Annotated in this window: 23 protein-coding genes and 3 pseudogenes; 14 read left to right on the forward strand and 12 right to left on the reverse strand. The window is 67.7% G+C overall.

Annotated elements, in window-relative coordinates:
- The first annotated feature begins 31 nt into the window (after positions 1 to 31).
- On the forward strand, positions 32 to 778 hold the full coding sequence (arsH, locus tag DK389_RS02560) for an arsenical resistance protein ArsH (RefSeq protein WP_109887305.1): 747 nt from the start codon (positions 32 to 34) through the stop codon (positions 776 to 778).
- 543 nt (positions 779 to 1,321) lie between these two features.
- On the opposite strand, the gene DK389_RS02565 is transcribed toward arsH, so the two are convergent.
- The 5 genes from DK389_RS02565 to DK389_RS02585 form a co-directional block, all read right to left on the reverse strand.
- Entirely contained in the window at positions 1,322 to 1,537 is a 216-nt protein-coding gene (locus DK389_RS02565; protein WP_109887306.1) for a hypothetical protein, read from the reverse strand.
- Between the two features lie 181 nt (positions 1,538 to 1,718).
- Positions 1,719 to 1,973 carry a hypothetical protein gene (locus DK389_RS02570; protein WP_109887307.1) on the reverse strand — a complete coding sequence of 85 codons (255 nt, stop codon included), beginning with the start codon at positions 1,971 to 1,973 and terminating at the stop codon, positions 1,719 to 1,721.
- 485 nt (positions 1,974 to 2,458) lie between these two features.
- A complete protein-coding gene (locus DK389_RS02575) occupies positions 2,459 to 2,860 on the reverse strand; it encodes a hypothetical protein (RefSeq protein WP_109887308.1) in 402 nt (133 codons plus the stop codon).
- A 113-nt stretch (positions 2,861 to 2,973) separates the two neighbouring features.
- Complete coding sequence (locus DK389_RS02580) at positions 2,974 to 4,101, reverse strand: carboxylate-amine ligase (RefSeq protein WP_109887309.1); 1,128 nt, start codon at positions 4,099 to 4,101, stop codon at positions 2,974 to 2,976.
- Between the two features lie 120 nt (positions 4,102 to 4,221).
- Positions 4,222 to 7,014, reverse strand: coding sequence for a GAF domain-containing protein (locus DK389_RS02585; RefSeq protein WP_418292002.1), 2,793 nt, complete (start codon positions 7,012 to 7,014; stop codon positions 4,222 to 4,224).
- A gap of 185 nt (positions 7,015 to 7,199) precedes the next feature.
- Here DK389_RS02585 and DK389_RS02595 point away from each other — a divergent pair, with 185 nt between their 5' ends.
- From DK389_RS02595 to DK389_RS02610, 4 genes and pseudogenes are all read left to right on the forward strand, one after another.
- Entirely contained in the window at positions 7,200 to 7,448 is a 249-nt protein-coding gene (locus DK389_RS02595) for a helix-turn-helix domain-containing protein (protein WP_109887310.1), read from the forward strand.
- A gap of 45 nt (positions 7,449 to 7,493) precedes the next feature.
- The gene (locus DK389_RS02600) at positions 7,494 to 7,790 is read left to right on the forward strand and encodes a hypothetical protein (RefSeq protein ID WP_109887311.1); all 297 of its coding nucleotides are present in this window, start codon (positions 7,494 to 7,496) and stop codon (positions 7,788 to 7,790) included.
- Positions 7,791 to 8,394: 604 nt separating this feature from the next.
- Positions 8,395 to 9,540 (forward strand): glycosyltransferase family 4 protein, encoded by a 1,146-nt coding sequence (locus DK389_RS02605; RefSeq protein WP_109887312.1) that lies wholly within the window; start codon positions 8,395 to 8,397, stop codon positions 9,538 to 9,540.
- Positions 9,541 to 9,614: 74 nt separating this feature from the next.
- Positions 9,615 to 9,917 (forward strand): annotated as a pseudogene (locus DK389_RS02610) (IS5/IS1182 family transposase); the annotation flags it as partial.
- 16 nt (positions 9,918 to 9,933) lie between these two features.
- On the opposite strand, the gene DK389_RS02615 reads toward DK389_RS02610, so the two are convergent.
- Entirely contained in the window at positions 9,934 to 10,341 is a 408-nt protein-coding gene (locus DK389_RS02615) for a hypothetical protein (protein ID WP_109887313.1), read from the reverse strand.
- 303 nt (positions 10,342 to 10,644) lie between these two features.
- On the opposite strand from DK389_RS02615, the gene DK389_RS33330 reads away from it, so the two are divergent.
- The gene (locus tag DK389_RS33330) at positions 10,645 to 10,794 is read left to right on the forward strand and encodes a hypothetical protein (protein ID WP_194075153.1); all 150 of its coding nucleotides are present in this window, start codon (positions 10,645 to 10,647) and stop codon (positions 10,792 to 10,794) included.
- Between the two features lie 168 nt (positions 10,795 to 10,962).
- Here DK389_RS33330 and DK389_RS02620 read toward each other — a convergent pair whose 3' ends face one another.
- Positions 10,963 to 11,304 (reverse strand): GCG_CRPN prefix-to-repeats domain-containing protein, encoded by a 342-nt coding sequence (locus tag DK389_RS02620; RefSeq protein ID WP_109887314.1) that lies wholly within the window; start codon positions 11,302 to 11,304, stop codon positions 10,963 to 10,965.
- 278 nt (positions 11,305 to 11,582) lie between these two features.
- On the opposite strand from DK389_RS02620, the gene DK389_RS02625 reads away from it, so the two are divergent.
- Positions 11,583 to 13,037, forward strand: coding sequence for a PAS domain S-box protein (locus tag DK389_RS02625; RefSeq protein WP_109887315.1), 1,455 nt, complete (start codon positions 11,583 to 11,585; stop codon positions 13,035 to 13,037).
- Between the two features lie 52 nt (positions 13,038 to 13,089).
- Here DK389_RS02625 and scpA read toward each other — a convergent pair whose 3' ends face one another.
- Entirely contained in the window at positions 13,090 to 15,252 is a 2,163-nt protein-coding gene (gene scpA, locus DK389_RS02630; protein WP_109887316.1) for a methylmalonyl-CoA mutase, read from the reverse strand.
- 119 nt (positions 15,253 to 15,371) lie between these two features.
- Complete coding sequence (locus DK389_RS02635) at positions 15,372 to 16,526, reverse strand: hypothetical protein (RefSeq protein ID WP_162560452.1); 1,155 nt, start codon at positions 16,524 to 16,526, stop codon at positions 15,372 to 15,374.
- 69 nt (positions 16,527 to 16,595) lie between these two features.
- Between DK389_RS02635 and DK389_RS31920 the strand changes: the two genes are divergently transcribed.
- Positions 16,596 to 16,775, forward strand: coding sequence for a hypothetical protein (locus DK389_RS31920; protein WP_162560453.1), 180 nt, complete (start codon positions 16,596 to 16,598; stop codon positions 16,773 to 16,775).
- A gap of 455 nt (positions 16,776 to 17,230) precedes the next feature.
- On the opposite strand, the gene lepA is transcribed toward DK389_RS31920, so the two are convergent.
- Entirely contained in the window at positions 17,231 to 19,036 is a 1,806-nt protein-coding gene (lepA, locus tag DK389_RS02645) for a translation elongation factor 4 (protein WP_109887318.1), read from the reverse strand.
- Between the two features lie 132 nt (positions 19,037 to 19,168).
- Positions 19,169 to 19,951: a HugZ family pyridoxamine 5'-phosphate oxidase gene (locus DK389_RS02650; RefSeq protein ID WP_236960549.1), complete on the reverse strand. Its 783-nt coding sequence runs from the start codon at positions 19,949 to 19,951 to the stop codon at positions 19,169 to 19,171.
- Between the two features lie 273 nt (positions 19,952 to 20,224).
- Here DK389_RS02650 and DK389_RS02655 point away from each other — a divergent pair, with 273 nt between their 5' ends.
- The 6 genes and pseudogenes from DK389_RS02655 to DK389_RS02675 all read left to right on the forward strand — a co-directional run bounded on the left by DK389_RS02655 (position 20,225) and on the right by DK389_RS02675 (position 24,283).
- Positions 20,225 to 20,935 (forward strand): response regulator transcription factor, encoded by a 711-nt coding sequence (locus tag DK389_RS02655; RefSeq protein WP_109887320.1) that lies wholly within the window; start codon positions 20,225 to 20,227, stop codon positions 20,933 to 20,935.
- Between the two features lie 37 nt (positions 20,936 to 20,972).
- Positions 20,973 to 22,777, forward strand: a pseudogene (locus tag DK389_RS02660) (stimulus-sensing domain-containing protein).
- 56 nt (positions 22,778 to 22,833) lie between these two features.
- Positions 22,834 to 22,995, forward strand: a pseudogene (locus tag DK389_RS33775) (HPr kinase/phosphorylase); the annotation flags it as partial.
- A 120-nt stretch (positions 22,996 to 23,115) separates the two neighbouring features.
- Positions 23,116 to 23,289, forward strand: a complete 174-nt coding sequence (locus DK389_RS33780; RefSeq protein ID WP_236961132.1) for a hypothetical protein — start codon at positions 23,116 to 23,118, stop codon at positions 23,287 to 23,289.
- Between the two features lie 125 nt (positions 23,290 to 23,414).
- Positions 23,415 to 23,816 (forward strand): PTS sugar transporter subunit IIA, encoded by a 402-nt coding sequence (locus DK389_RS02670; RefSeq protein WP_109887322.1) that lies wholly within the window; start codon positions 23,415 to 23,417, stop codon positions 23,814 to 23,816.
- Between the two features lie 143 nt (positions 23,817 to 23,959).
- On the forward strand, positions 23,960 to 24,283 hold the full coding sequence (locus DK389_RS02675) for an HPr family phosphocarrier protein (protein ID WP_109887323.1): 324 nt from the start codon (positions 23,960 to 23,962) through the stop codon (positions 24,281 to 24,283).
- Positions 24,284 to 24,289: 6 nt separating this feature from the next.
- Here DK389_RS02675 and DK389_RS02680 read toward each other — a convergent pair whose 3' ends face one another.
- Positions 24,290 to 25,147, reverse strand: coding sequence for a GNAT family N-acetyltransferase (locus DK389_RS02680; protein ID WP_109887324.1), 858 nt, complete (start codon positions 25,145 to 25,147; stop codon positions 24,290 to 24,292).
- Positions 25,148 to 25,163 lie beyond the last annotated feature (16 nt).

A 25,163-nucleotide genomic window follows, 5' to 3' on the forward strand; every position in this document is an offset into this window, starting at 1 on the left:
GAATCATTGAAACGTAGAGAAAGGCGTTGGCGTGGACAAGCCCCTCGAGCCCTTCAGCGATGGCCTTCCCCATCTCGTAGACGCCCATTTCGCGGTGCCGACCGCATCGGATCTCGGCGACGTGTCACGCTTCGCGCATCCGCCGCGCTTCCTCATCCTGTACGGTTCTCTGCGGGACCGTTCCTTCAGCCGCTTCCTCGCCCAGGAGGCGGCACGTCTTCTGGAGCGGATGGGCGGCGAGGTTCGGATCTTCCACGCACATGGGCTGCCGCTTCCGGACGACACCACGGCCGACCATCCGAAGGTTCAGGAACTGCGCGCCCTGTCCCTGTGGTCGGAGGGGCAGGTCTGGGTTTCACCGGAGCGGCACGGCAATCTGACCGGCGTGATGAAGAGCCAGATCGACTGGCTGCCGCTGAGCGAGGGCTCGGTCCGCCCGACGCAGGGGCGTACCCTGGCCGTCATGCAGGTCTCGGGCGGGTCGCAGAGCTTCAACGCCGTGAACAGCCTGCGCGTGCTCGGCCGCTGGATGCGGATGATCACCATCCCGAACCAGTCGTCCGTTCCGATGGCCTATCGCGAGTTCGACGAGGCGGGGCGCATGCGCGAAGGACCGCTCTACGACCGGGTCGTGGACGTGTGCGAGGAGCTGGTGAAGTTCACGCTCCTGACCCGCGAGCGGGCCGAGTATCTCGTCGACCGCTACAGCGAGCGGAAGGAGCGTGCGCCTGCGCGTCTCGGGGCCGTCGCCGACGATATCGGCTTCGTGAAGCGCTGACGGCCGTGCTGCTCAGCCGATCACCCAGGCTCCGAACAGAACTGCGGCGAGAAAGAGCCCGGAACTCACGGCGACGGCGACGACTTCGCGGTGTTCGAGCAGGAGGTGGTCGAGAGCAGTGGACATGATCGGATGGCGACAGCGAACCGAGTGGATGTGAGATCGCAGATAGCACCCGAAATCTGACCACCGTGTGAGGATAAGTGCTGACCGCGCGCTTAAAGTCCGAGCGTCACACGTCTGCAACATTCGGGGCCGGCGCCCGTGCGGGCTCGTCCTGCTGCGCCCCAGAGCTGGCATGCCTCGGGAGGTCGAGCGTCTCCGGCCAGCGGGTTCCGCCGCGTCGCTCTCGGCGATGTCCGGAGGCCGAATTGCCTTCGACGCCCGATCGGCGTCCCGGCGTGACCGTTCAGAGGGCGGCACGCACACCCGCTCGGCACAGACAGGGAACGAGGATCTGTGGATCGCCGCGTCGACGCGCTCGCCTGCGCGTCGATCGTGTTCGGCCTCGCGTCGATCATCTCGATCTGCGCGATCCTCGGATCAGATGCGCGCGCCGTCATCCCTCGGCGGCTTGCCGCAGCGGAACTTCTCGACCCGCCAGCGATCGTGCATCCGCTGCCAATGGGCCATCTGCGGCTGAGCGACCGTGAGGCATTGCTGCGGCGTGGTGACCTCCTCGCTGAAGAAGTGCACGCGCGTCACGCAATGGGTCGGGTTCGCAGACAGGCAGGTCAGGAAGTATAGGCCGTAGAGCATGCGCCATCATCCTCTGGCGTTCTGGGCGCTTCCTCTGTCGGTTCGCTATTCTTGGAACATGAACGAGCAAACGGCGTGCCGGTTGCTGTTGCGCTTCGGGCGCAACACCGTGTTTTCAAGCGACGGGACGCGCATCGCCCGCTCGGAGCGGACCGCGCATCCCGCGGCGCGACGCTCACCCTCAGTCGCAGATCTTGCGCACCACGAGGTCTCCGTCCGCGTCGATGAAGCGCGTGACCCGGCACGTCCTGACATAGGCGGGCACGATCGCGACGTAGCGCGGGCCCCAGCCGAAGCCGCGTCCGAAGCCGTGATGGTGGCCGAAGCCGCCATGCCCGAAGCCTCCACGCCCGAAGCCGCGGGCGGACGCCTCGGAGGCGCCGAGCGCCGCGGCGGCGAGCGCGAGCGCGGCGGTGAGTGTGATGAGCCGTCCCATGATCGTGCCTCCTCGTGGATGAGCCGATGGATTCGGCTCGCCTGTCCTGAATGGCCGAGGGGCATGCGCCGCACCGTGACCCGGATCACGGAGGTTTCGCGGGCCGAAACCGCAGGCGTCGCGATCGAGGGGGCCGGGATCCGCGCGAAAAGAACCCGCCGCGGCAGAGGGGGCTCGGCCGGGCGGGTCGAAGAGCTGTCACAGAGTGCGGCAAGCCGCGCTGCGTACTCTGCCGCAGGGCGCGGGCGGGTCAATCGGGCCCGAACGGTTCGTCTGCCACCGCACGACGGAAAAGCCCCGCGAGCCGTGGCACCGCGGGGCGAAAGGTTTCACGACCTCTCCATCGGGCCGCGGATCGTCCGGCATCGCTCGACGCAGGGTCGGTGTGCGGGATCGTCGGGGGCGCCTCAGGTCGCGGGCCGACCATCCGCGAGGCGGGTTAACCGGAGGTTAAACCGCCGCGTGACGGTCGGCGCGGGCGTTCCTCAGGCCTGCGAGCGCTTGCGCTCGGCGCGGCCGGACTTCGTGTGCGGCCGGCTGCTCTGGCCGCGCCTTCCCCTCAACCCCTCCTGACCCCGCGCCGGCTCGCGCGGAGCGGGCGCGGCGCTGCGCTCCTGCACGGAGATCGGGGTGAATTGCCGCCGCGGCTGGTCCGCCACCAGGGCGAGGGCTTGGCTGAGCAGTGTCGGCAGCGTGTCCGCGTGCTTCAGGTCGCTCCAGGATACCGTCGCCATGCGACCGCACAGGAAATCGTTCGACACGATCGTCAGGCCGATCGTGGTGAAGCGGAGCTCGACGACGATGCCGGTCTTCTCGCGAATGGCCTGGGTCTGTGCCCAGGCGGTCTCCAGCATGGTGGCGAGCGCCTCCTGCGTGTGGTCCGCCATACGCCTCTCCTACGCTACGCCCACGCCACTACCTGTCTCAGGGTAGGCGGTCGCACGTGGCAAGAAAGTGGCTTTGCCTGAATGGGTTAGGTATCGTACCGGCTGTTGCCCGCTCACGCCGCCACGTTCGCCGTCTCGGCCGCGAGCCAGTCGATCACCGCGCTCAGGGCCTGCCGCTCGCTCCGGCCGTCCTTGAGGGCGGCCTCGTAGGTCGCGACCTGGATGTCGGCGCTGGAGCCGCGGCGGACGATCTGGCGGGCGTGCTCGCATTCCGCCCGGCAGCCGAGGGCCTCCGCGTCCTCCTCGGTCAGGGCGAGCGTCGCGTCGAGCGCCTTGCGGAGCGGGACGGCGCCGAGGCTCGCCTCGTCGATCAGCGTCGCGTGCACGCCGTCGCGCTCGACGCGCCACAGGTTCTCCATGACGAAGCCGCGCGAGGCGCCGGTCATCCGCGCGTGCAGGTCGGGCCGGCGGTCGAGGAGCCGGACGAGGCAGCGGTAGAGCGCGGCGATCGTGAGGGTGTCCTCCAGCCGCGTGCAGCTGTCGGCGACGCGGAGCTCGAGGGTGGGGTAGCGGATCGAGGGGCGGACCTGCCACCAGAAATAGGTCGGGTCCTTGACGGCGCCGGCCTTCGTCATGCCCGCGACGTAGCGGTCGAAATCCGCCGCGTCGTCGAAGAGTTCGGGAAGGCCGGTCCGCGGCAACTCGGCGTAGGCCCGCAGGCGGTAGCCGGCCAGCCCGGTCCGGCGCTTCTCGAAGAACGGCGAGGAGGTCGAGAGCGCGAGGAGCACCGGCAGGAACGGCATCAGGCGCTTCATCGTGTCGACCCGTCTCTCGGGGCGCGGCACCTCGACATGGACGTGCAGGCCGCAGACGACGGAGCGCCGCCCGACGATCTGCAGATCCTCCATCATCGCCTCGTAGCGCGCCTTCTGGGTCTGCTTCTGGTCCGGCCAGGATGCAGTCGGGTGCGTGCCGGCGGCGAAGACGAGGAGCCCGTGCCGGCGACCGATCTCCGCGAGGCCGGCACGCAGAGCCGCGAGGCCGGCGCGGGCCTCCGCGAAGCGCGCAGCGGGCGGCGTGCAGATCTCGACCTGATTCTTGAGGAGTTCCCGCTCGACGGATTTCAGGCGCCTCTGCGCCTCGTCGTGGAAGGCCGAGACCGAGCGCTGCGGGGCGGCCCGCGTCCGGGCGCTGGCCAGGAACATCTCCTCCTCGATCCCGAACCTGTACGCCTCAGCCATCCGCCCATCCCCCAGCGCCAAGCTCAACGGCTGTAACTGACGGATGTAACGATCGGTTCGATCCAACCAGAACGAGACGCGGCGGCCCGCTTCGCGGATCGGAGCGCGCCGAACCGGACCTCAGGCCTCGATCATCTCGCGGATCCGGTCGGCGAGGGTCTCCATCACGAAGGGTTTCGTCATCACCTGCATGCCAGGGTCCAGGGATCCGTCGCGGAGCATCGCGTTCTCGGCGTAGCCGGTGATGAAGAGAACCTTCAGGTCCGGCCGCGTGACCCGGGCGGCGTCGGCCACCTGCCGGCCGTTCATGCTGCCGGGCAGGCCGACATCCGTGACGAGGAGGTCCACCCGAACGTTCGTCTGCAGGATCTTCAGGCCGCTCGCCCCGTCCGCCGCCTCGATCGCGGTGTATCCGAGATCCTCGAGCACGTCCGTCACGAGCATGCGCACGCTGGGCTCGTCGTCCACGACGAGCACGGTCTCGCCGTCGACCGCCCGCGGCGCGTCGGGGCGCTCGGTGAGCGCCGCGTCCTCGGCGACCGTGCCGTGATGGCGGGGCAGGTAGAGGCACACGGTGGTCCCGGCGCCGGGCTCGGACTCGATGCGGACCTGACCACCCGTCTGGCGGACGAAGCCGTAGATCATCGACAGGCCGAGGCCTGTGCCCTGGCCGAGGGGCTTCGTGGTGAAGAACGGGTCGAAGGCCCGCGCCACCACCTCCGGCGTCATGCCGGTGCCGGTATCGGTGACGCAGAGGGAGAGGTACTCGCCCGGCGGCAGGTCGTGCGCCCGCGCCTCCCGGTCGTCGAGCTGCCGGTTGGCGGCCGCGATCGTGATGCGGCCGCTCTCCGGCATCGCGTCGCGGGCGTTGATGCAGAGATTCAGGAGCGCGCCCTCGAGCTGGTTCGGGTCCACCAGGGTCGGCCAGGCCGCCGCGTCGGCGGACACCACGATCTCCAGGGCCGGTCCCACCGTGCGCCGGATCAGCTCCTCCATGCCGTGGATCAGCCGGACCACGTCGGTCGGCTTCGGGTCGAGGGTCTGGCGGCGCGAGAAGGCGAGGAGGCGCTGGGTCAGCGCGGCGGCCCGCTTCGAGGCGCCCTGCGCCGCGCCGACATAGCGGTCGACCTCGCCGAGGCGGCCCTGCCGGATGCGCGATTGCAGCAATTCGAGACTTCCCGAGATGCCGGTCAGCAGGTTGTTGAAGTCGTGGGCGATGCCGCCCGTGAGCTGGCCCACCGCCTCCATCTTCTGCGCCTGTCGCAGCGCGTCCTCGGTGCGCACGCGCTCGGCGACCTCGTCGGCGACGCGCCGCTCCAGGGTCTCGTTGAGGTCGCGCAGCTTCTCCTCGGCGCGCCGACGCTCCTCCAATTCGCGCTGCGCGGCCAGGAACAGCTGCGCATTGTCGATCGCGATCGCGGCCTGGCCCGCGAGACCGACCAGCAGGCGCTCGTGGCGCTCCTTGAAGCGTCCCGTGCGCGGATGGCCGAAGAACAGGCCGCCGATCACCGCGCCGGAGCGAGAGGTGACGGGGACGGCGAGGTAGCTGCGCACGGGGAGGTGCCCGCGCGGCATGCCGCGGTGGGGGTCGTTGCGACCGTAGCGCGGGTCGGCGCGGATGTCGTCGGAGCGCACCACGCCCGAGCCGGAGAAGGTCGGGGCGAACACCTCGGTGTTGCGCGGCATCGGGAACTTCTCGAAGGCCGCGCGCTCGACGCCGGAGAGGGTGTAGAGCATGTAACTCTCGCCCGCCTCGTTCGTCAGATTGTAGAAGAACGCCCCGAACTCGGCGCCCGACAGGTCGACGCCCGCATCCGTGACCATCTGCACGAGGCGGGTCAGATCGAGCTCGGCGGCGAGCGCCGCGCCCGTCCGGTTCAGGGTTTCGGCGGTCCGGCTCTCGTCGCGGAGCGCCGTCTCGGCGCGCGCCCGCTCGACCGACGCCCAGGTCCGCTCGGCGACGTCGCCGACGAGGGCGACGTCCTCCGCCGACCAGCCCCGCGCGTCCGGCGCGTGGACGAAGAACACCGCGGACAGGCGACCCGCCTTGACGAGCGGGACGATGATCTGCGCGCGGATCTGCAGGGCCTCGTGGGCGGGCCACGCCGCGAGGCCGGCGAGGCGCGGGTCGTTCTCCATGTCCTCGAACACGACCGCGCGCCCGGCCGCGAGATCCGCCATGAAGGTCGCCGCGTAGCTCGGCATGTGGAAGCGGCCGGCGATCGAGTCGATCCCGTCCGCGCACCAATCCCGCGCGATCAGAAGGTGCGTGTCCTCGCCCTGCCCTTCGACCTCGCCGTAGCCGACGCGTCCCGCGGCGAGATAGCGTCCGACCAGGCTCGCCGCGACGGATTTCACCGCGAGAGGATCGGCGAGCTCGCGCAGGCCGTCGGCGAGCCGCGCGTGGAAGCGCTCGCGCCGCTCGGCCAGCACCCGCTCCGTGGTCTCGACCACGATCGCGACCACGCCGGCCGGCGTTCCGGTCTCGTCGAGCACCGGCGAGTAGTCGAGGTTCATCCAGACCTGCTCCGGACGGCCGTGCCGGTGCAGCGTCAGCTCGTGGTCGCGGTAGGCGAGCGTCCCGCCCGAGAGCCCCACCTTCATGACGTTGTCGTTGAACTCGGCGACCTCGGGCCAGCCCTCCCGCACCTTGCTGCCGAGCAGCTCGGGGTGCCGCCTGCCCGCGAAGACCGAGTAGGCATCGTTGTAGATCATGATGCCGTCCTCGCCCCACAGCATCACGATTGGCACCGGCGACAGCAGCACGATGCTCGCAGCCGTGCGCAGGCATTCGGACCAGCTGTCGATCGGTCCGAGCGGTGTCGAGGACCAGTCGAAGGCGAGCACCAGCCTGCCGAGCTCTCCGCTGCCGGTCGGAAAACCCGCGGGCGTGGGACGTGCCGCGACGTTCAAGCTGCCGCTCCTCGATGATCACTTGCAGAACGGATGCATGGCTCAACTTTTGATTGTCAATCCTGAACCATCCTGACCCAGTGCAGGAGCCCGGGTTTGTCGGCATGCGTGGCCGCGCGGTCGCTCGGCGGAACGGAGCGACGCACCCTCCACCATCCGTCGAGGCCCGACCCCATCTCTCGGACATGCCGGCCCGAGCGCGCGACCCGAGCGATCTTCTGAGACGTCTGGGACGCAACGTCCGCCGCCTGCGCCTGTCGCTCGGCCTGTCGATCGACGATCTCGCCTTTCTCTCCGATCTCGATCCCGAGCGGCTTCTCGCCGTCGAGGGCGGCGACGGCGCGGAACTCGATCTCGCCGCTCTCGTGCGGCTCGCCTGGGCGCTCGGCGTCGACGCGGAGGATCTGATCGGGCGGCATTCCGGCGCGAGCTGAACCGGACGGGGCGACGCGGCGTTATCGTCCCGATGGAGGTGCTGGATGACCTCTCGATCCCTGGTCGCCGTCGCGCTCGTCCTCGCGACGCCCGCGATCGCCGCATCCGCGGCGGAGCGGGCCCGGCCGGCGCCCCCGGCCGGCATGGCCCTCACGATTCCCTGGCAGGGTATGGCGCTGGTCGCGGACGGCGCACGGCCGCCTGCCGGCGGCTTCCGCAATGCCAACCTGACACCTCCCGTCCATTCGGCGAAGCCGATACCCCCTCCCGGCCGGCTTCCCGACCAGAGAACCGGCCCGAAGCGGGATCACGTCGTGCGCGACATCTGCATCGGATGCTGATCCGGACTGTCGCCGCGCTGCGACCGCCGCGTTGCATCGGCGCGGATCGCTCATGGGAAGGTCGCGTGACCACGGTACGCAGACGCACGCAGGTCCGGCGTCCATGATTCCTGCGGATGTCCGACGTTCGTTTGTTCAGGCAAGGTCAGGAAGTAACACGGCTCGTCCGTCCGCGGATGCACTGTCGGCGCTGACATGGACGATGATCGGAAAATCTCTGGAGAGCGCGAGCCCGGCACCCGCCTCATCCTGCTCCTCGTGCTGGTGATGGTCGTCATCATCCTCTACGGCGTGGCACTGATGACCCTCGACTGACCCTCCGACGCGCTTCATCAGTTATAGGAAAGGCCCCCAGGCGCGCCATTACAAAGCGAGACGAAACGACTAGGCTGTGTGAAGACATTCCGATATGATAGATTTTGCTCTGCGGAGGACGGGATGAACCGTTTCACTCTAGGCGAAGTTCGTCGGCGTATCACGTTCCTTCTCAGTTGCATGAACCGCTCAATCACCGCGGACAATCCCTTGGGCTCCGCACAGGCGGGATGAGGTTCTGCAGAAAAACAGGATTACAAATTATCAAGAGCTTGTGTGTGGGTTCAAGATGCGAATTGCGCATATAATAACCGGACTTGAGGTCGGCGGTGCAGAGTCGTTCCTTTCCCGATTGCTTGTGCCATTGTCAGCGCGCCATAGCTGTGAAGTGATCTCGCTAACGACACGCGGTCATTTTGCTTCACGCATCGAAGCAAGTGGCACACCTGTTCGAGCACTCGGGATGACTGCAGCATCGGCGCCGGTCAAGCTGATTGAACTGGTTCGATATTTGCGCAAAAGCCGACCTGATGCAGTTCACACGTGGATGTACCATGCAGATCTCTTGGGCGGGGTAGCGGCTCGCTTGGCCGGGGTTCCTGCGGTATTCTGGAACGTGCGATTGACAAAACTTGCAGCAGAACACAACAAGCGCAGCACGATTCAGGTGGCGCGAGCCAGCGCTCTGCTTTCGAAAGTAGTTCCCGATAAGATCGTCTGTTGCGCGACTGCAGCACGGGACTCACATGTCAAGATGGGGTATGATGCTCGGAAGATGCTAGTCATTCCTAATGGGATCGACACGGAACGGTTTCGTCCGGATTCGAATGCACGGCGCGTATGTCGCGCTACGATTGGTGCAACGGACCAAACCCCGGTCGTTGGCATGGTAGGACGTTTCAATCCACAGAAGAACTACCGTGGTTTTCTTGAAATGGCTGCGGCTTTGCTGAAGCGTCATCCCGAGACGATTTTCGTGCTCGCTGGTCCTGGCGTAGAGGAGTCCAACCCGACAATTCGGGAGTGGATCGCTGAATTCGATCTTGCCTCACGTATTCGTCTGCTCGGTGTCAGGTCTGATCTCGAGCTCGTGCTTCCTGGTCTTGATGTTTTTGTCTCCTCATCTCATGACGAGGGTTTCCCCAACGCGGTTGCGGAGGCTATGGCTTGCGGTGTGCCCGCGGTCGTAACGGACGCTGGCGACTCGGCGCATGTTGTAGGCGCGACAGGGATTTGTGTGCCAGTTAATGACCCGGATAAGCTGTGTTCCGCCCTGGATAACCTTCTCGGCGAGGGTGACGAACTTACGGCGCGGGGGGCGAGTGCGCGGTTGCGTATTATCAGAGAATTTAGTCTCGCCACTGCTGCTTCCAGCTATATCAGTCTTTATGAAAGTGGTTGCCATGATGATGTGGCACATCAAGCGAACGCATAGCAGCGGGGATTCATCTTTGATGGTACCATCAGTTCAGAGCCCGTCCGATAAGGGTGCGAGGCGGGGCTGATTGGCCGGTATTACGCCTCTCGCGCCGGACCTTCCCTTGCATCGCGAAGCCTTTCGCTCATGCGGGCTATGCCGGTGACAGGCCAGCCACCGCCACGATCATCGCCGTCGAGATCGTGCGCAAGCCGCACGATCAGGTCGGCTTTGCCGTGCGTGCACAAAGATGAGTGATTGAGCGGTTCTTCGCCTGGATCCGTCGCAACCGACGCCTCTGGAAAGACACGGAGGCCACGCTCGCCTCGGCCAAAGCCGTCCTCTACGCCGCAGCCCTCATGATCCTCGTCCGACGCCTCGCCCGATCGGACTGACTTCTTGGACGGACTCTCAGAGCGCCTTGCAGGTTCCGTAGCTGAACTTGATGTCAGTCGGATCCTCGGGGTTCAACTGGGACTTCGCGAACTTGAAGCGGGAGAGGTCGAGGGTGAAAAAGTTCGTGGCGTTCTGGCACTTGATCGTGTTGGTTCGCCGGCGGCCCTCACCGCGGTAGTATACTTCCTGGCATTCGTAGAATTCTGTTCTCCCCGCGAAGATTAAATTTAGCATCTCGCGGTTGAGGATCAGCGAAAAGGTTCGTGACGGCACCGGTTCCGGCTTGACGGCATGTGCCGGATCGGCCTGAGCGAGACCGATGGCCACCTCTTCTTCGCAGAGGAGCGCCCGGCGCGCCTGCGACAAGGATGGAAGCGTGCCGAGCAATGCGAGCACGAGCGCGATGCCGATCACCACTTTCATGTGGTCCCCTCACGCGGCGTTCGCCGTCTGTGGCCCCGAAATGTCTTAGCGCAGGGGACTGGGGTTTGTCTTGATGATCGAAAGTATTAGTGCGGTGTCTCAAATCGTAACTTGGATCAGTTTATGGAGACGATTGTTCTGTTCGTACGGACCCTAAATCATGGATCGGACGCGGCGGCCCCGGTCCGCCATGTGCGGCGAAGCACAGCCGGACGGCGTTCCCACCGAGGAAGATGGCTGCAAGGGAACGCTTGGGGCGCCGCGCTTCGGCCCGTCGGTCCGGCTCGCACCGAGGAGGCTCGCATGTCGATTGCCCGCCCGTTTCGCTGGTTGCTCGCCCTGGTCGCCCTTGTGGTCCCGGCCGTCGCCGCAAGCTGTCGCGACGCCAAGCTCGGCGTCGATGGCGCCACCGAGCAGGCGGCCGCGAGCGTCGTCTTCCGGCACTACATCTGAGAGACGCTCGCCGGCCCGGCCGCGTGCCGGCACGTCCCGCGCGACATCATCCGCGCACGAGGCAGGTGCTCTGACATCATCGGCGCGCGGGGCGCGCATTTGGGGTGACGGGCCTCACGCAGCCCGTTCCCCCGCGCCTGTCGCCCCGCGCCCCGACGGCGCGGCCGGTCACCAGCGGTGATGCCAGCCCCAGCCAGCGTGCCGGTAGCCCCATCCGTAGGGGCGATGCCAGCCGACCGGCCGGTAGCCGCCCCAGCGATGCCAGCGCGGACCGTACCAGCCGACCCGGCGATACCCCCACCGGTGCCAGCGCGGACCGTACCAGCCGACGCGCCGGTACCCGTAGAAGGCGGGGCGATAGACGATCGGCCTGTAGAACGCGTTCGGGCGGCAATACCCATAGAATCCGCGGTGGAAGCCGGGCCCGCAACCGCCGCGCGCTTCCGCGGCGCCGCTGATCATCATCGTGCCGAGCGCGAGAGCCGCGGCTCCCGCAAGCTTCAGTCTCATGAGCTATTCCTCCGTTCGTTTTGCTTGGAACGGCGCGCTGTTCATTTCGTTTCGACATGAACGCGATTTAATGTTTCTGTTCGTTGCTGACGAAGTGCGGTGACTCCGAATACGCGCGAAGTGCAGGCAAGCTCTGCCGTCGCTTCCGGTCGCCGGATCGCGGACCGGCATTGATGATCCGCGATCCGCCGGAGATGCGAAGCTCGGCGGAACCTGCGGGCCCGCGCCTGGTTGTCGTCGCGTTTGCGCCTCCCCGCGGACAGGCTCGAGGGTTGCACGTGACGGACGGCGTCGACCGATCGGAACTCCGGCAGATCGTGGCCGGGCTGACGGACGGCGTCATCCTCGTCGAGGACGACGGCCGGATCGCGTGGGCCAACGACGCGGCGCTGGCGATGCACGGGGCCGGAGACCTCGGCGCCCTCGGCGACAGCGTCGGCGGCTACCGCTCCCGGTTTCGGCTGCGCTACCGCGACGGCGCCGCGCCGGCGGCCTGGCCGCTGGAGCGGCTCGTGGCCGGCGAGACCTTCCGGGACGAGGTCGTCGACCTCGCGTCGGTCGCCGAGCCGGACCTCGCCTTCGTCCACTCCCTGCGCAGCCTCGTCGTCACGGATGCCGGCGGCGATCCCTCCTGCCGGGCGCTGATCCTCCGGGACGTCACGGCCCAGTACGAGGCGGAGGAGCGCTTCGAGCGGACCTTCAGCGCCAATCCGGCCCCGGCCGTGATCTGCCGCCTCTCGGACCTGCGCCACGTCAAGGTCAATGCCGGCTTCCTGGAGATGACCGGCCACCTGCGCGACGCGGTCGTGGGACGCAGCGTCTACGAAGTCGACGTGCTGGCCGGCGCCCGGCAGCGTGAGCTCGCCATCGAGCGCCTGCATGCGGGCCGGACGATTCCGCAGATGGAGGCCCGGCTGGAGCTGCCGGACGGCGGCTCGCGATTCGTGATCGTCGCCGGGCAGCCGATCGAGATGGGCGACGAGCCCTGCATGCTCTTCACCTTCGCCGATCTCGAATTGCGGCGGAAGGCGGAGACAGCCCTGCGCCAGAGCGAGGAGCGGTTAGAGAAGGCGTTCCGGCTCACGCCGGTGCCGACCCTGCTCCTGCGCGTCTCGGACCGTGCGGTCACGGGCATCAACGCGGCCTTCACGCGCGTGTTCGGCTACGGGGAGGACGCCGTGATCGGAGCGACGCCGATCCGCTTCGGCCTGTTTTCCCGGGATGCGGCCCGGGAGCTGTTCGAGGGCATGGTGGAGCGCACGGAGGTCGCGAGCGGCTTCGAGACCTGCCTGCGTCACCGCGACGGGGAGGAACTCGACAGCCTCGTGGCCGCGGAGCGGATCGCGATCGGCGACGACGCCTTCCTGCTCGTCGTCCTGCAGGACATCACCGACCGGAAGCGCAACGAGCGCGAGCTGTTCTCGGCGATCGAGGCCGTGATGGCGGACACGTCGTGGTTCAGCCGCGGGCTCATCGAGAAGCTCGCGGGCCTGCGCCACCCCGGCCGCCGGGGCGATGGCGCGGTGCTGAACCTGACGCTGCGCGAGCGTCAGATGCTGGAACTGATCTGCACGGGCTTCGGCGACGAGGCGATCAGCCGCCGCCTCGGTCTCTCGCGCAACACCGTGCGCAATCACACGGCCGCGCTCTACCGCAAGCTCGGCCTGCACAAGCGCTCCGAGGTGATCGTCTGGGGCCGGAACAACGGCTTTCCGTCGGCTCCGACCGGATGATCGCGAACAACGTGCGCGGGGTCGATTCGTGATCGCTCGGGCCCGCGCTCCGTTACTCCGCCGCTTGACGCGCGACGTAGCCGAGACGCTCGTTCAGTTCCGCGATGAGCTTGACCGCCGCCTCGGCGATCACGGTCCCGGGCGGGAAGATCGCGGACGCCCCCGCCTCGTAGAGCGCCGGATAATCGGCCGGCGGGATGACGCCGCCGATCACGATCATCACGTCGTCGCGCCCGGCCTCGGCAAGCGCCGCACGCAGTTCCGGCACCAGGGTGAGGTGGCCCGCGGCGAGGGAGGAGACGCCGACGATGTGGACGTCGTTCTCGACCGCTTGGCGGGCGGCCTCGGCCGGGGTCGCGAAGAGCGGCCCGATATCCACGTCGAAGCCGAGGTCGGCGAAGGCCGAGGCGATCACCTTCTGGCCGCGGTCGTGCCCGTCCTGCCCCATCTTGGCGACGAGGATGCGCGGGCGGCGCCCGTCATTCTCCTCGAACGCCTCGACGAGCTTGCGAACCTCTTCCACCACCGGCGACATGCCACCCACCTCACGCTTGTAGACGCCCGAGATCGAGCGGATCTCCGCCCGGTGACGGCCCCAGGCCCGCTCCAGCGCCTCCGAGATCTCGCCGACCGTGGCCTTGGCCCGCGCCGCGTCGACCGCGAGCGCCAGCAGATTCTCTGTGCCCTCCGTCGCCTGGGTGAGCGCCGCGAGGCGCGCCTGCACATCCGCCTCGTCCCGCTCGGCACGCAGGCGCTTGAGCTTGTCGATCTGGAGGGTGCGCACGTTGCCATTGTCGACGCGCAGTAGCTCGATCGCGCGCTCGTCGTCCGGCTTGTACTTGTTGACCCCGACGATGGTCTGCCGGCCGGAATCGATCCGCGCCTGCGCGCGGGCCGCGGCCTCCTCGATGCGTAGCTTCGGGATGCCAGCCTCGATCGCCTTGGCCATGCCGCCGAGGTCGTCCACCTCGCGGATGTGCTCCCAGGCCCGGGCGACGATGTCGGCCGTGAGCCGCTCCACGTAGTAGGACCCGCCCCAGGGATCCACGATCCGGCAGGTGCCGCTCTCCTGCTGCAGGAAGAGCTGCGTGTTGCGGGCGATGCGGGCCGAGAAGTCGGTTGGCAGCGCCAGCGCCTCGTCCAGCGCGTTGGTGTGCAGGGACTGCGTGCCCCCTTGCGTCGCCGCCATCGCCTCGATGCAGGTGCGGGTGACGTTGTTGAACACGTCCTGCGCAGTCAGCGACCAGCCCGACGTCTGGGAGTGCGTGCGCAGCGGCAGCGACTTGTCCGATTTCGGCTCGAACCGCTTGACGAGCTTCGCCCAGATCAGGCGCGCCGCCCGCATCTTGGCGACCTCCATGAAGAAGTTCGTCGAGATCGCCCAGAAGAAGGACAGGCGCGGTGCGAACTGGTCGATGGTGAGCCCCGCCGCGAGGCCGGCCTTGATGTACTCGACGCCGTCGGCGAGCGTATAGGCGAGCTCCAGGTCGTTCGTCGCGCCGGCCTCCTGCATGTGGTAGCCGGAAATCGAGATCGAGTTGAACTTCGGCATGTTCGCCGAGGTGTAGGCGAAGATGTCCGAGATGATCCGCATCGAGCCCTTGGGCGGGTAAATGTAGGTGTTGCGGACCATGAACTCCTTGAGGATGTCGTTCTGGATCGTCCCCGCGAGCTTCGACGGGGGAACGCCCTGCTCCTCGGCGGCCACGATGTAGAGGGCGAGGATCGGCAGCACCGCCCCGTTCATCGTCATCGACACGGTCATCTCGTCGAGGGGAATTCCGGAGAAGAGCGTGCGCATGTCGTAGATCGAATCGATCGCGACGCCGGCCATCCCGACATCGCCCGAGACGCGGGGATGGTCGGAATCGTAGCCGCGGTGCGTGGCGAGGTCGAAGGCGACGGAGAGCCCCTTCTGCCCGGCGGCGAGGTTGCGCCGGTAGAAGGCGTTCGAATCCTCGGCCGTCGAGAAGCCGGCATATTGCCGGATCGTCCAGGGCTGGGTCACGTACATCGTCGGATAGGGACCGCGCAGGTAGGGCGCGATGCCGGGATAGGTGTTCAGGAACTCGATGCCCTCACGGTCCTGCGGCCCGTAATGCCCCTTCACGGGGATCCCTTCGGGCGTCATCCAGGGCTCGCCGGATGCGGGCAGCGCGGCGACGGCGGCCGGCTCGTAAGGAATCGTCGTGAAATCGGGAATGCGGGACGTCATGCGCTCGCTCGTGCGGGGCTCGAATTGCGGCGCATTATAGGCAAGGCGGGGGGGAGGGCTACTCCTACTCTGGTCGACCTGAGACGACCCCCCTCCCGTCCGCGCGGAACCGTCGCCTCTCAGGGCTTGTCGTCGGCCTTCGCCTCCTTGGCGGCGCTCTCCTTATCCATCTGCGCGGCGAACTCGTCGGGCGTCTTGTCGATGAGGTCCTGCAGCATGCGTTCGACCTTCGCGAGGTCGTCGCCCTTCGGGCACGGCTTCTCGGCGAGCGCCTCCTTCATCCCCTTGCGCAGCTCGGCCTCGGCCGCGCCCATCTCGGCCTTCATCGCCGCGACCTTGGCGTCGAGGTCGGCGCGCTGCTTGCCTGTCGAGCGGATATCGCAGGTCTTGAGAGCTTCCTGCACCATCCCGGCGACGAAGTAGACCGCCATCCGCTCCTTGCTCGGGAGGGCCGGCGCCGCGGCGACGGCGGGCACTGCGGCCTGCGGAACGGGCGCGGCCGGCGGCGGGGCGGCCGCTGCCTGCGGGACGGGAGCGGCGATTTGCGGTGCTGCGGGCTTGGCGATGTCGGCCGCAACGGCGGCAGCCGCGTCGCAGCGTTTCAGCGCGTCGTAGGCGTCGGGCAGGCCGGCGAGGTCGAAGTCGGCGTCGCCGTCGCTGAAGCGCAGGACGAGTTTCTTGGCGCCGATCAGGTCCGGCAGGATGCGCTCGGGAAAGCTCGTGTATAGGGTCGTGTCGTCGCCGGTCCACTTCGAGTCCTTGAGGATCATGCGCTTGTCGAGAAGGAACGCGACCTCGACCTCCTCCTTCTTGTCCCAGCCCCAGTTCTCGTAGCCGAGCGAGATGACGACCACGCCCTCGTCGCGCTTCAACACGACGGCGTTCTCGGCGTCGTCGTCGGCCTTGTCTTTGTAGATCTTGGCCGCGAGGCAGGCATGGGCCCCACTCACCGAGAGATCGCGCTCGACCTCCCACTTGCCGACCTTCTCGAACAGTTTCCGGTTCGCCGCCTCACCGGGCGAAATCATGCCGAGGAGGAGTGCCGCGCCCGCGAGACCTGCGGAAATCGTCTGAATCTTCATGCTGTGCCCCCGAAAATCCGACCTGTTCCGGAGCGTGCGGCCGCGCGCCGCCGCCGGTTCTGTTCTTGGACCGGTCAGAACTCGCATGCCGGTCGACACGAAACTATTAATCCGCCTCGGCCAGCGCTCAATAGGGAAAACGATTTGTCTCGCGGCGGCCTGTCCGAAGGGTGGCGCGACGAGATCAAGCAACGGTCAAGTGTCGCTCCGGGGCCTCCGGCCGGCTAGGCCGGCCAGCCGGGCGAGCCTGCCCTGCTCCACATGCCAGCGCGCCTCATCGACGGCGCGGGCGAGCCGCCGGATCCGCCAGCGGCGATAGATTGCGAGGAGCGGGTTCCGGGCGGGGCGGGAACGGTGGTGCTGGAGGCGGGCCAGGAGGTCCGGCAGGCAGGCCCCGCCGCCTCGCCCGTGGCGATCTCGATCAGGCGAAGCTGCCGGTAGAGATCGGCCTTGTAATCCTCCATCGGGTCCGCCCCGCGCCGGCCTTTTCCCCCGCCGAAGATGCCGGGGGCGCGGGCGTCGTCAAGAAGGCGGACGCGACAGTCTCAGGCCTCTCTCAATGCGATCGAGCCGATCGGGTGCTGATTGCGTCTCGCGAGCCTCGAATTCGGAGGCCCTCTCCCGTCCGGGGATGGTCGGAGTGAGGGGTGCGACCTCCGCGGAAAGACCTGATCCCTCACCCGGTCGGCTCCGCTGACTCGACCTCTCCCAGACGGGAGAGGTGGGTGCATCCGCCTGCCTCGACGCGAACGATCTGCGCGCAAGTCCCCTCTCCCGTTCGGGAGAGGGACAGGGTGAGGGATGCGACATTCTCGGGAAAGGCGCATCCTTCACACGGTCGGCTCACGCCGACTCGGACCTCCTGAAGGGGAGAGGTGGTGCGCTCGTTGTTCCGCTCAGCTGTCCATCTTCAGGGCGGCGATGAACGCTTCCTGCGGGATCTCCACGCGGCCGAACTGGCGCATGCGCTTCTTGCCCTCCTTCTGCTTGTCGAGGAGCTTGCGCTTGCGGGAGATATCGCCGCCGTAGCACTTGGCGGTCACGTCCTTCGACAACGCTCGGATCGTCTCGCGGGCGATGATCTTGCCACCAATCGCCGCCTGGACCGGGATCTGGAAGAGGTGGCGCGGGATCAGGTCCTTCAGCTTCTCGCACATGGCGCGCCCGCGCGATTCGGCACGGGAGCGGTGGACCAGCATCGAGAGCGCGTCGACGGGCTCGGCATTGACGAGGAGCGACATCTTCACGAGGTCGCCCTCGCGGTAGTCCGAGACGTGATAGTCGAAGGAGGCGTAGCCCTTCGAGATCGACTTCAGCCGATCGTAGAAATCGAACACGACCTCGTTCAGCGGCAGGTCGTAGACCACCATCGCGCGCTTGCCGACGTAGTTCAGGTCCACCTGGATGCCGCGACGGTCCTGGCAGAGCTTGAGGACGCCGCCGAGATACTCGTCGGGGGTCAGGATCGTCGCGCGAATCCAGGGCTCCTCGATCGAATCGATCTTCATGACGTCGGGCATGTCGGCCGGGTTGTGCAGCTCCCGCGTCGTCCCGTCGCTCATGTGCAGGTGATAGACCACGCTCGGCGCCGTCGAGATCAGGTCCAGGTTGAACTCGCGCTCCAGCCGCTCCTGGATGATCTCGAGGTGAAGGAGACCGAGGAAGCCGCACCGGAAGCCGAAGCCGAGGGCGGCGCTCGTCTCCATCTCGTAGGAGAAGCTCGCGTCGTTGAGCCGAAGCTTGCCCATCGCCGAGCGCAGGTTCTCGAACTCGGCGGCATCGACCGGGAATAGCCCGCAGAAGACGACCGCCTGCACCTCCTTGAAGCCGGACAGCATCTCGGTGGTCTGGCGCTTGTCCTCGGTGATGGTGTCGCCGACGCGGGTGTCGGCCACCTCCTTGATAGAGGCCGTGAGGAAGCCGACCTCGCCGGGTCCGAGCTCGCCGATATCGGCCATCTTGGGCCGGAACACTCCGATGCGGTCGACGCCGTACACGGCATCCGCGCCCATCATGCGGATGGTCATGCCCTTCTTCAGCACGCCGTCGACCACGCGCACGAGCACGACGACGCCGAGATAGACATCGTACCAGGAATCGACGAGCAGCGCCTTGAGGGGCGCCCCGCGGTCGCCCTTCGGCGGCGGCAGGCGGGTGACGATCGCCTCCAGCACCGCCTCAATGTTGAGACCGGTCTTGGCCGAGATCGGCACCGCGTCGGACGCATCGAGGCCGATCACCTCCTCGATCTGCTGCTTGACGCGGTCGGGCTCGGCCGCGGGCAGGTCGATCTTGTTGAGGACGGGGACGATCTCGTGGTTGGCGTCGAGCGCCTGGTAGACGTTGGCGAGCGTCTGCGCCTCGACGCCCTGCGAGGCATCGACCACGAGGAGCGAGCCCTCGCAGGCCGCGAGCGAGCGCGAGACCTCATAGGCGAAGTCGACGTGGCCGGGCGTGTCCATCAGGTTCAGGACGTAGTCCTTGCCATCCTGGGCGCGGTATTCGAGGCGCACCGTCTGCGCCTTGATGGTGATGCCACGCTCGCGCTCGATGTCCATCGAGTCGAGCATCTGCTCGCCCATTTCGCGCTGGCTCACCGTGCCGGTCGTCTCGATGAGACGGTCGGCCAGGGTCGACTTCCCGTGGTCGATATGCGCGACGATCGAGAAGTTGCGGATGTTCGAAATCGGGGACGCGGTCATCGAGGAACCATCTCCGGCGCGGCCGCGGGCAAACATCGCGCGGGCGTGCCGTCTCATGTACGGAGAACGTGCGAGCCGCAGATAGCAGCGCGGCCCCGGGCCGCCAAGCGCGGCCGGGGTCGCTCTCGGTGTTCAGCCGGCTTTGGCGCGGGCTGTGGCGGCCATCGCGACGAGAGATTGGCGCAAAGCCCCCATGTCGCGGACCGGTTCGGGATAGGTGATCCGGGCAGTCCGATCCCCCGCCATCAGGTCCATGCCCTCCGGATCGAGCCCGCTGAGCCGCCAGGGCCCGTCCCCCTCCCCTGCCGCGCCCGCGTAGAGCGCGACGGCGTCGGCATGGTCGGCGTTCATATGCTCGACGGCGCCCCGCTCGCCCGCGACCACCGCCTCGGCGCCGGCGAGGTCGATGAGAAGTTCGCGGGGATCGAGCGTCGCGGCCTTGGCGAATCCGCCGTTGAGGTGCCCGGCCGCGGGCTCCAATGCGAAGAACCCGAAATCGGGAAAGTCGGCGTAGAGCTTCGCCTTCGGATGGCGGGCGAGGAAGCGCTCACGGGCGCGGGCCTCGCTCGTCTGCGCGGCGCGGCCCGTCACCGTGAGCCGTGGATGGGCGAGCGGATCGCCCTTGCCCCCCTGCGAGAACAGGAGTGAGCAGCGGGGATCGGCGATCAGGTTGCGGGTATGGGCGGAGAGACGCGAGAGCAGCATCAGGGGCGTGCCGTCGACGTCGGTCGCGATCGTGACGAGAGAAGCGAACGGCGTCCCGTCGCCCGCATCGATCGTGGCGAGGGCCCCCGAGCGAATGCTTCGCAGGAGGGTGCGCGCGAGGCCGATCGCGTCGAAGGGCGCCTCGGCCGCGGGAAGCGGCTGCGCCGGTCCGCGCCGCTCGTCCCGATCCATTCCGTCATCAGCGGCCATCTGCCGTGTCCTCCCCGCCATTCAGGCCGGGATCATAGCGCGCGAGGCCTGCCGCACGAGCCCCCGGCCCCCGCGACCTGTTAACGGATACGGCCAAGCTACGCACCCCGCTCGCTTTTTTCCAGCGATGCCGTTAAAGCTCCTTCCTTTCCGCGCGAAACGGATCCCGCGCCCTGCGCGTTTTCGCGTTCGTGTCTTTGCCTGCCCCGTCGGGGCCGAAGCCAGCGACCGGGGGGACGATCCCGCGCCGCCTTCGTTCAGTAGGGAACGCGCATGCCGACCATCGCACTCGTCGACGACGACCGTAACATTCTGACCTCCGTGTCGATCGCGCTGGAGACCGAAGGCTATCGCATCCAGACCTACACCGACGGCGCCTCGGCTCTCGACGGCCTGCGCCACTCCCCGCCGGACCTCGCCATCTTCGATATCAAGATGCCGCGCATGGACGGGATGGAGCTTCTCCGGCGCCTGCGGCAGAAATCCGATCTTCCCGTGATCTTTTTGACGTCGAAGGACGAGGAGATCGACGAATTGTTCGGCCTCAAGATGGGCGCCGACGATTTCATCCATAAGCCGTTCTCGCAGCGGCTGCTGGTTGAGCGCGTGAAGGCGGTGCTCCGTCGCTTCGCACCCAAGGACGGCCCCGGCGCCCCGGCGCGCGAGGCGGACGCGGCCGCCCGCTCTCTGGAGCGCGGCCTGCTGATGATGGACCCGGAGCGCCACACCTGCACCTGGAAGGGCGAGCCGGTGACGCTCACCGTCACGGAGTTCCTGATCCTGCAGGCACTCGCCCAGCGGCCCGGCGTCGTGAAGAGCCGCAATGCCCTGATGGACGCGGCCTACGACGATCAGGTCTACGTGGACGATCGGACCATCGACAGCCACATCAAGCGGCTGCGCAAGAAGTTCAAGGTGGTCGATACCAACTTCGATATGATCGAGACCCTGTACGGAGTCGGCTACCGCTTCAAGGAAAGCTGAGACAGGCTGCTTCGCCTGTCCGGATACGCCGCTCGCAATGCTCTCGCCCCTCTTCGGGAATACCGTGCACAACCAGGACGATGAAGGCGCGCGCCGCGGACCGCTGACGTGGCCGAGCGCGATTTGGCACGCCGTCGGCCAGCGCGCCTCCTCAAGCCTGACGCGGCGCATCGTCGTGCTCAACCTCGTCGGGCTGATCGTCCTGCTGCTCGGCTTCCTCTACCTGAACCAGTTCCGGCAGGGACTGATCCAGGCCCGGGTCCAGAGCCTGCTGATCCAGAGCGAGATCATCGCCGGCGCGATCGCGGCATCGGCCTCCGTCGATACGGACACGATCCGGATCGATCCGGACAAGCTTCTCCAGCAGCAGGCCGGCGAGGCGGGCGCCACCGACGACAACCCCTCCCCGCTCGCGTTTCCCCTGAATCCGGAGCGCGTCGCTCCGCTCCTGCGCCGCCTCGTGACGCCCACCGGGAATCGGGCCCGCGTCTACGATCAGGAGGGCGGCCTTCTGTTCGATACCCGCTCCCTCTACGCCCGCGGCGACATCAACCGTCCCGAACCGGCTCCGATTCGCCCGCACAAGCGCAGCCTCGTCGAGCAGGTGTTCGACTATGTGCAGGGCAAGATCTTCGGGCTCGTCGGCGATCGCAGCCGGGTGCAGGAGGAGGTCGGTCCTCAGAACGGCCGCTCCCTGCGCGAGGTCCAGGCGGCGCTCGGTGGTGGCCGCGGCAACATCGTGCGCCGGAACGAGCTCGGCGAGACCATCGTGTCGGTGGCCGTTCCGATCCTGCGGACCGGATCCGTCCGCGGCGCCCTGATGCTGTCGACGCAAGGGGATGCGATCGACCGGGTCATCGCCTCCGAGCGCTTCGGCCTGCTGCAAGTCTTCCTCGTGGCAGCCGTTGTGATGGTCGTGCTGTCGATCCTGCTGGCCGGTGCCATTGCCGGGCCGGTGCGCCGCCTCGCGGACGCGGCCGAGAAGGTCCGGATGGGCATCAAGTCGCGCCAGGAGATCCCGGATTTCACCTACCGCACGGACGAGATCGGACATCTGTCCGGCGCGCTCCGGGACATGACCCAGGCGCTCTACCGGCGCATCGACGCGATCGAGAGCTTCGCGGCCGACGTGAGCCACGAACTGAAGAACCCTCTGACCTCGCTGCGCAGCGCCGTCGAGACGCTGCCCCTCGCCAAGACCGACGAGTCGCGGGGGCGCCTGATGGAGATCATCCAGCACGACGTGAAGCGGCTCGACCGCCTCATCAGCGACATCGCCGACGCCTCGCGCCTCGATGCCGAGCTGGCCCGGGCCGAGGCGAAACGCGTCGACATGCGCAAGCTCCTGAACACCGTCGTGTCGGTGGCGAATGAGCGTCGGCGCCCCCGGGACGCCCTGATTCAGCTCGACGTCGAGGCGCTGCCGTCCGATCACGAAAATCCGTTCACGATCATCGGCCATGACAGCCGGCTCGGGCAGGTGGTCAATAATCTCCTCGACAATGCCCGCTCGTTCTCGCCCTCCGACGCCAAGGTCCGGGTGGCCCTGCGGCGGGTGCGCAACGAGGTCGAGATGATCTGCGAGGACGAGGGGCCGGGCATCCCCGAACACGCGATCGAGCGCATCTTCGAGCGCTTCTACACGGACCGCCCGGAGCAGGGCTTCGGCCAGAATTCCGGGCTCGGCCTGTCGATCTCCCGTCAGATCGTGCAGGCACACCGGGGCACCATCCGGGCCGAGAACCGCCCGGGGCGGCGGACGAAGAGGGTCAGCCGACCATTCGCGGCGCCCGCTTCGTCGTGCGCCTCCCGCTCGCGTCGCGGCAAGCGACCGCCGCGTGAGCCGGGCAGCGCGCGGCAAGGAGCGGCGGGCATTGTCCCTCCACGCCGCCTGCGTGGTGATCGGCGAGGCCGGCATCCTGATTCGCGGCGAATCCGGTTCCGGAAAGTCCACCCTCGCGCTGGCTCTCCTCGATCGGACCGAACGCGACGGCGGGCACGGGCGGCTCGTCGGCGACGACCGGATCCGCGTCGAGCCGCATCACGGGCGCCTCGTCGCCCGTGCGCACCCCGCGATTGCCGGCCTGGTCGAGGTGCGCGGCCTCGGCTTGCGTGCGGTGCCGTCGATCGGCGCAGCCATCCTCCATATGGTGGTTGATTGCGTAGGTGACGTGCCGCGGATGCCCGAGCCCGCCGAGCCCGTCACGATGTCCGGCGTCACACTGCCGTGCCTCGTCCTCGGTCGAACCCTGCGCGAGACCGGGCTCGGTCCGGCCCACGTGATGCACGCGCTCTCCGTGGCTTCGCGGTCGCACTCCGGCATTGTCGGCCAGCCCGCTGTCGAGGCCCCGTAGCGCCTCGACGCCGGGCGTGGCATGATCGTGATGTCGTTTCGAGCAAAACGCCGCGACCGCCTTGCGCATCGTCGTGCGGTGCACAAAATGGCGGCTTCGCTGGCTAGGCGTCGGAAAACGCGTCGATGATTGGAATGGTGCTCGTCACCCACGGGTTGCTGGCGACCGAGTTCAAGGCCGCTCTGGAGCACGTGGTCGGCCCCCAGAAGCAGATCGAGACCATCACGATCGGGCCCGAGGACGATATGGAGCTGCGCCGGCGCGATATCATGTCGGCTGTCGGTCGGGTCAACTCCGGCAACGGGGTCGTGGTTCTCACGGACATGTTCGGCGGTACGCCGTCGAATCTTGCCCTCTCCTGCATGAACGGCGGTGCGGTCGAGGTCGTCGCCGGCATCAATCTTCCGATGCTGATCAAGCTCGCGAGCGTCCGCGACGAGGAATCGCTCGGCGACGCCGTCCTCCACGCGCAGGAGGCTGGCCGCAAATACATCAACGTCGCCTCCCGCGTGCTGGCCGGGAAGTAGCCTTCTGCCCGGGAAGTAGCCTTCCACTCTCGCTCTCAATTGATTAGGCACGCACTCGACAAGGCCGAGCGTCGGACCAGATTGCCCTGTTCGGGCGGAGACGCCCGGCGAACCGGCAGCACCTGAGGACACGCGCGGATCCGATGAGCGACAGTTTCGCCGCCGACGACGAGGAGCGGCCGCCGATCCCCGAAGGCGGTTTCCTGCGCATCCTGCCGATCATCAACCGACGCGGCCTGCATGCCCGGGCCTCAGCGAAATTCGTCCAGATGGTGGAGCGCTTCGACGCGACCGTCGCCGTGACACGCGCGGGCGAGACGGTCGGCGGTCGTTCCATCATGGGCCTGCTGACGCTCGGTGCCGCGCAGGGCACGTCGATTGGCGTGACGGCGGTGGGCGCGGATGCCGAAGCCTGCCTCGACGCGATCGAGGGATTGCTCGCGGACAGGTTCGGCGAGGACGAGTAGGCGCTCTCAACCGGACGGGCGGACCGGAACCGGCGTGCTGCGCCAGAGGGCCATCCGCTTGCCGGCACCGAGACTCAGGCTGCCGGCGACGACCTCGCCCGATCGGCGGGCGAGATCGACGCTGACGGCCCTGCGCCGCGCGAAGAGGCGCGTCACCACGCGAACCATGGCCGCCTCGGACGGGTCGGCGATGATGGGCCGGGCGGCGGAGCGCGCGTCGAGGTCGAGGAACATTTCGACCGCGTCGCGGATGCGCTGAGGCTCCGAGATGCTCTCGATATCCTCGGCCGGGAAACCGGCCGCCCGCACGCCGATCAGGCTCTGCTGCGGGATCGCGCGCCGGATTGTCAGCCCGACCTTCCCCTGAACGATCTCGAACCGTCGCGCCGGAACCGCCCGCTCCGGGTCGAGGACGAGATCGAGGCGCCGTCCGCCGCGTCGCAGGCTCGCGTCGAGCGCCGTCAGAATGTCCTGTCCACAGCCTGCCTCGATGAAGTCTCCGGGGCGCAGACCGAGTCCGGGCGGCGACCAGGGTGAGACGCGCCCCCGCCTCCACAGCGGATGGCCGAAGACGAGAGGCAGGGCACCTCTCAACGATTCCGGCCCCTCGCCGCGCCGGCACCACGCGAGGGCGAGGACGAGGGAGCGGCCTCCGCTCTGATGCTTGGCGGCCGGCAGGATGTAGTCGGGATCGAGGAAGGCGGTCCGGGCCATGCCGGTCCGGGTCAGGAGAGCGCGCCAGGCCGCGATCGTCGGCGCATCGACGGCATCGACCGTGCGCAGATCGATGCGCCAGCGCGGCGCGCCCGATCGCGTCTCCGCGTCCGTGAGGCCACCCGCAATCACCGTGAAACGTTGCGCCATCGTTACGTCCCGCCTT

Source organism: Methylobacterium durans, assembly GCF_003173715.1.
GTDB classification, from domain to species: Bacteria; Pseudomonadota; Alphaproteobacteria; order Rhizobiales; family Beijerinckiaceae; genus Methylobacterium; species Methylobacterium durans.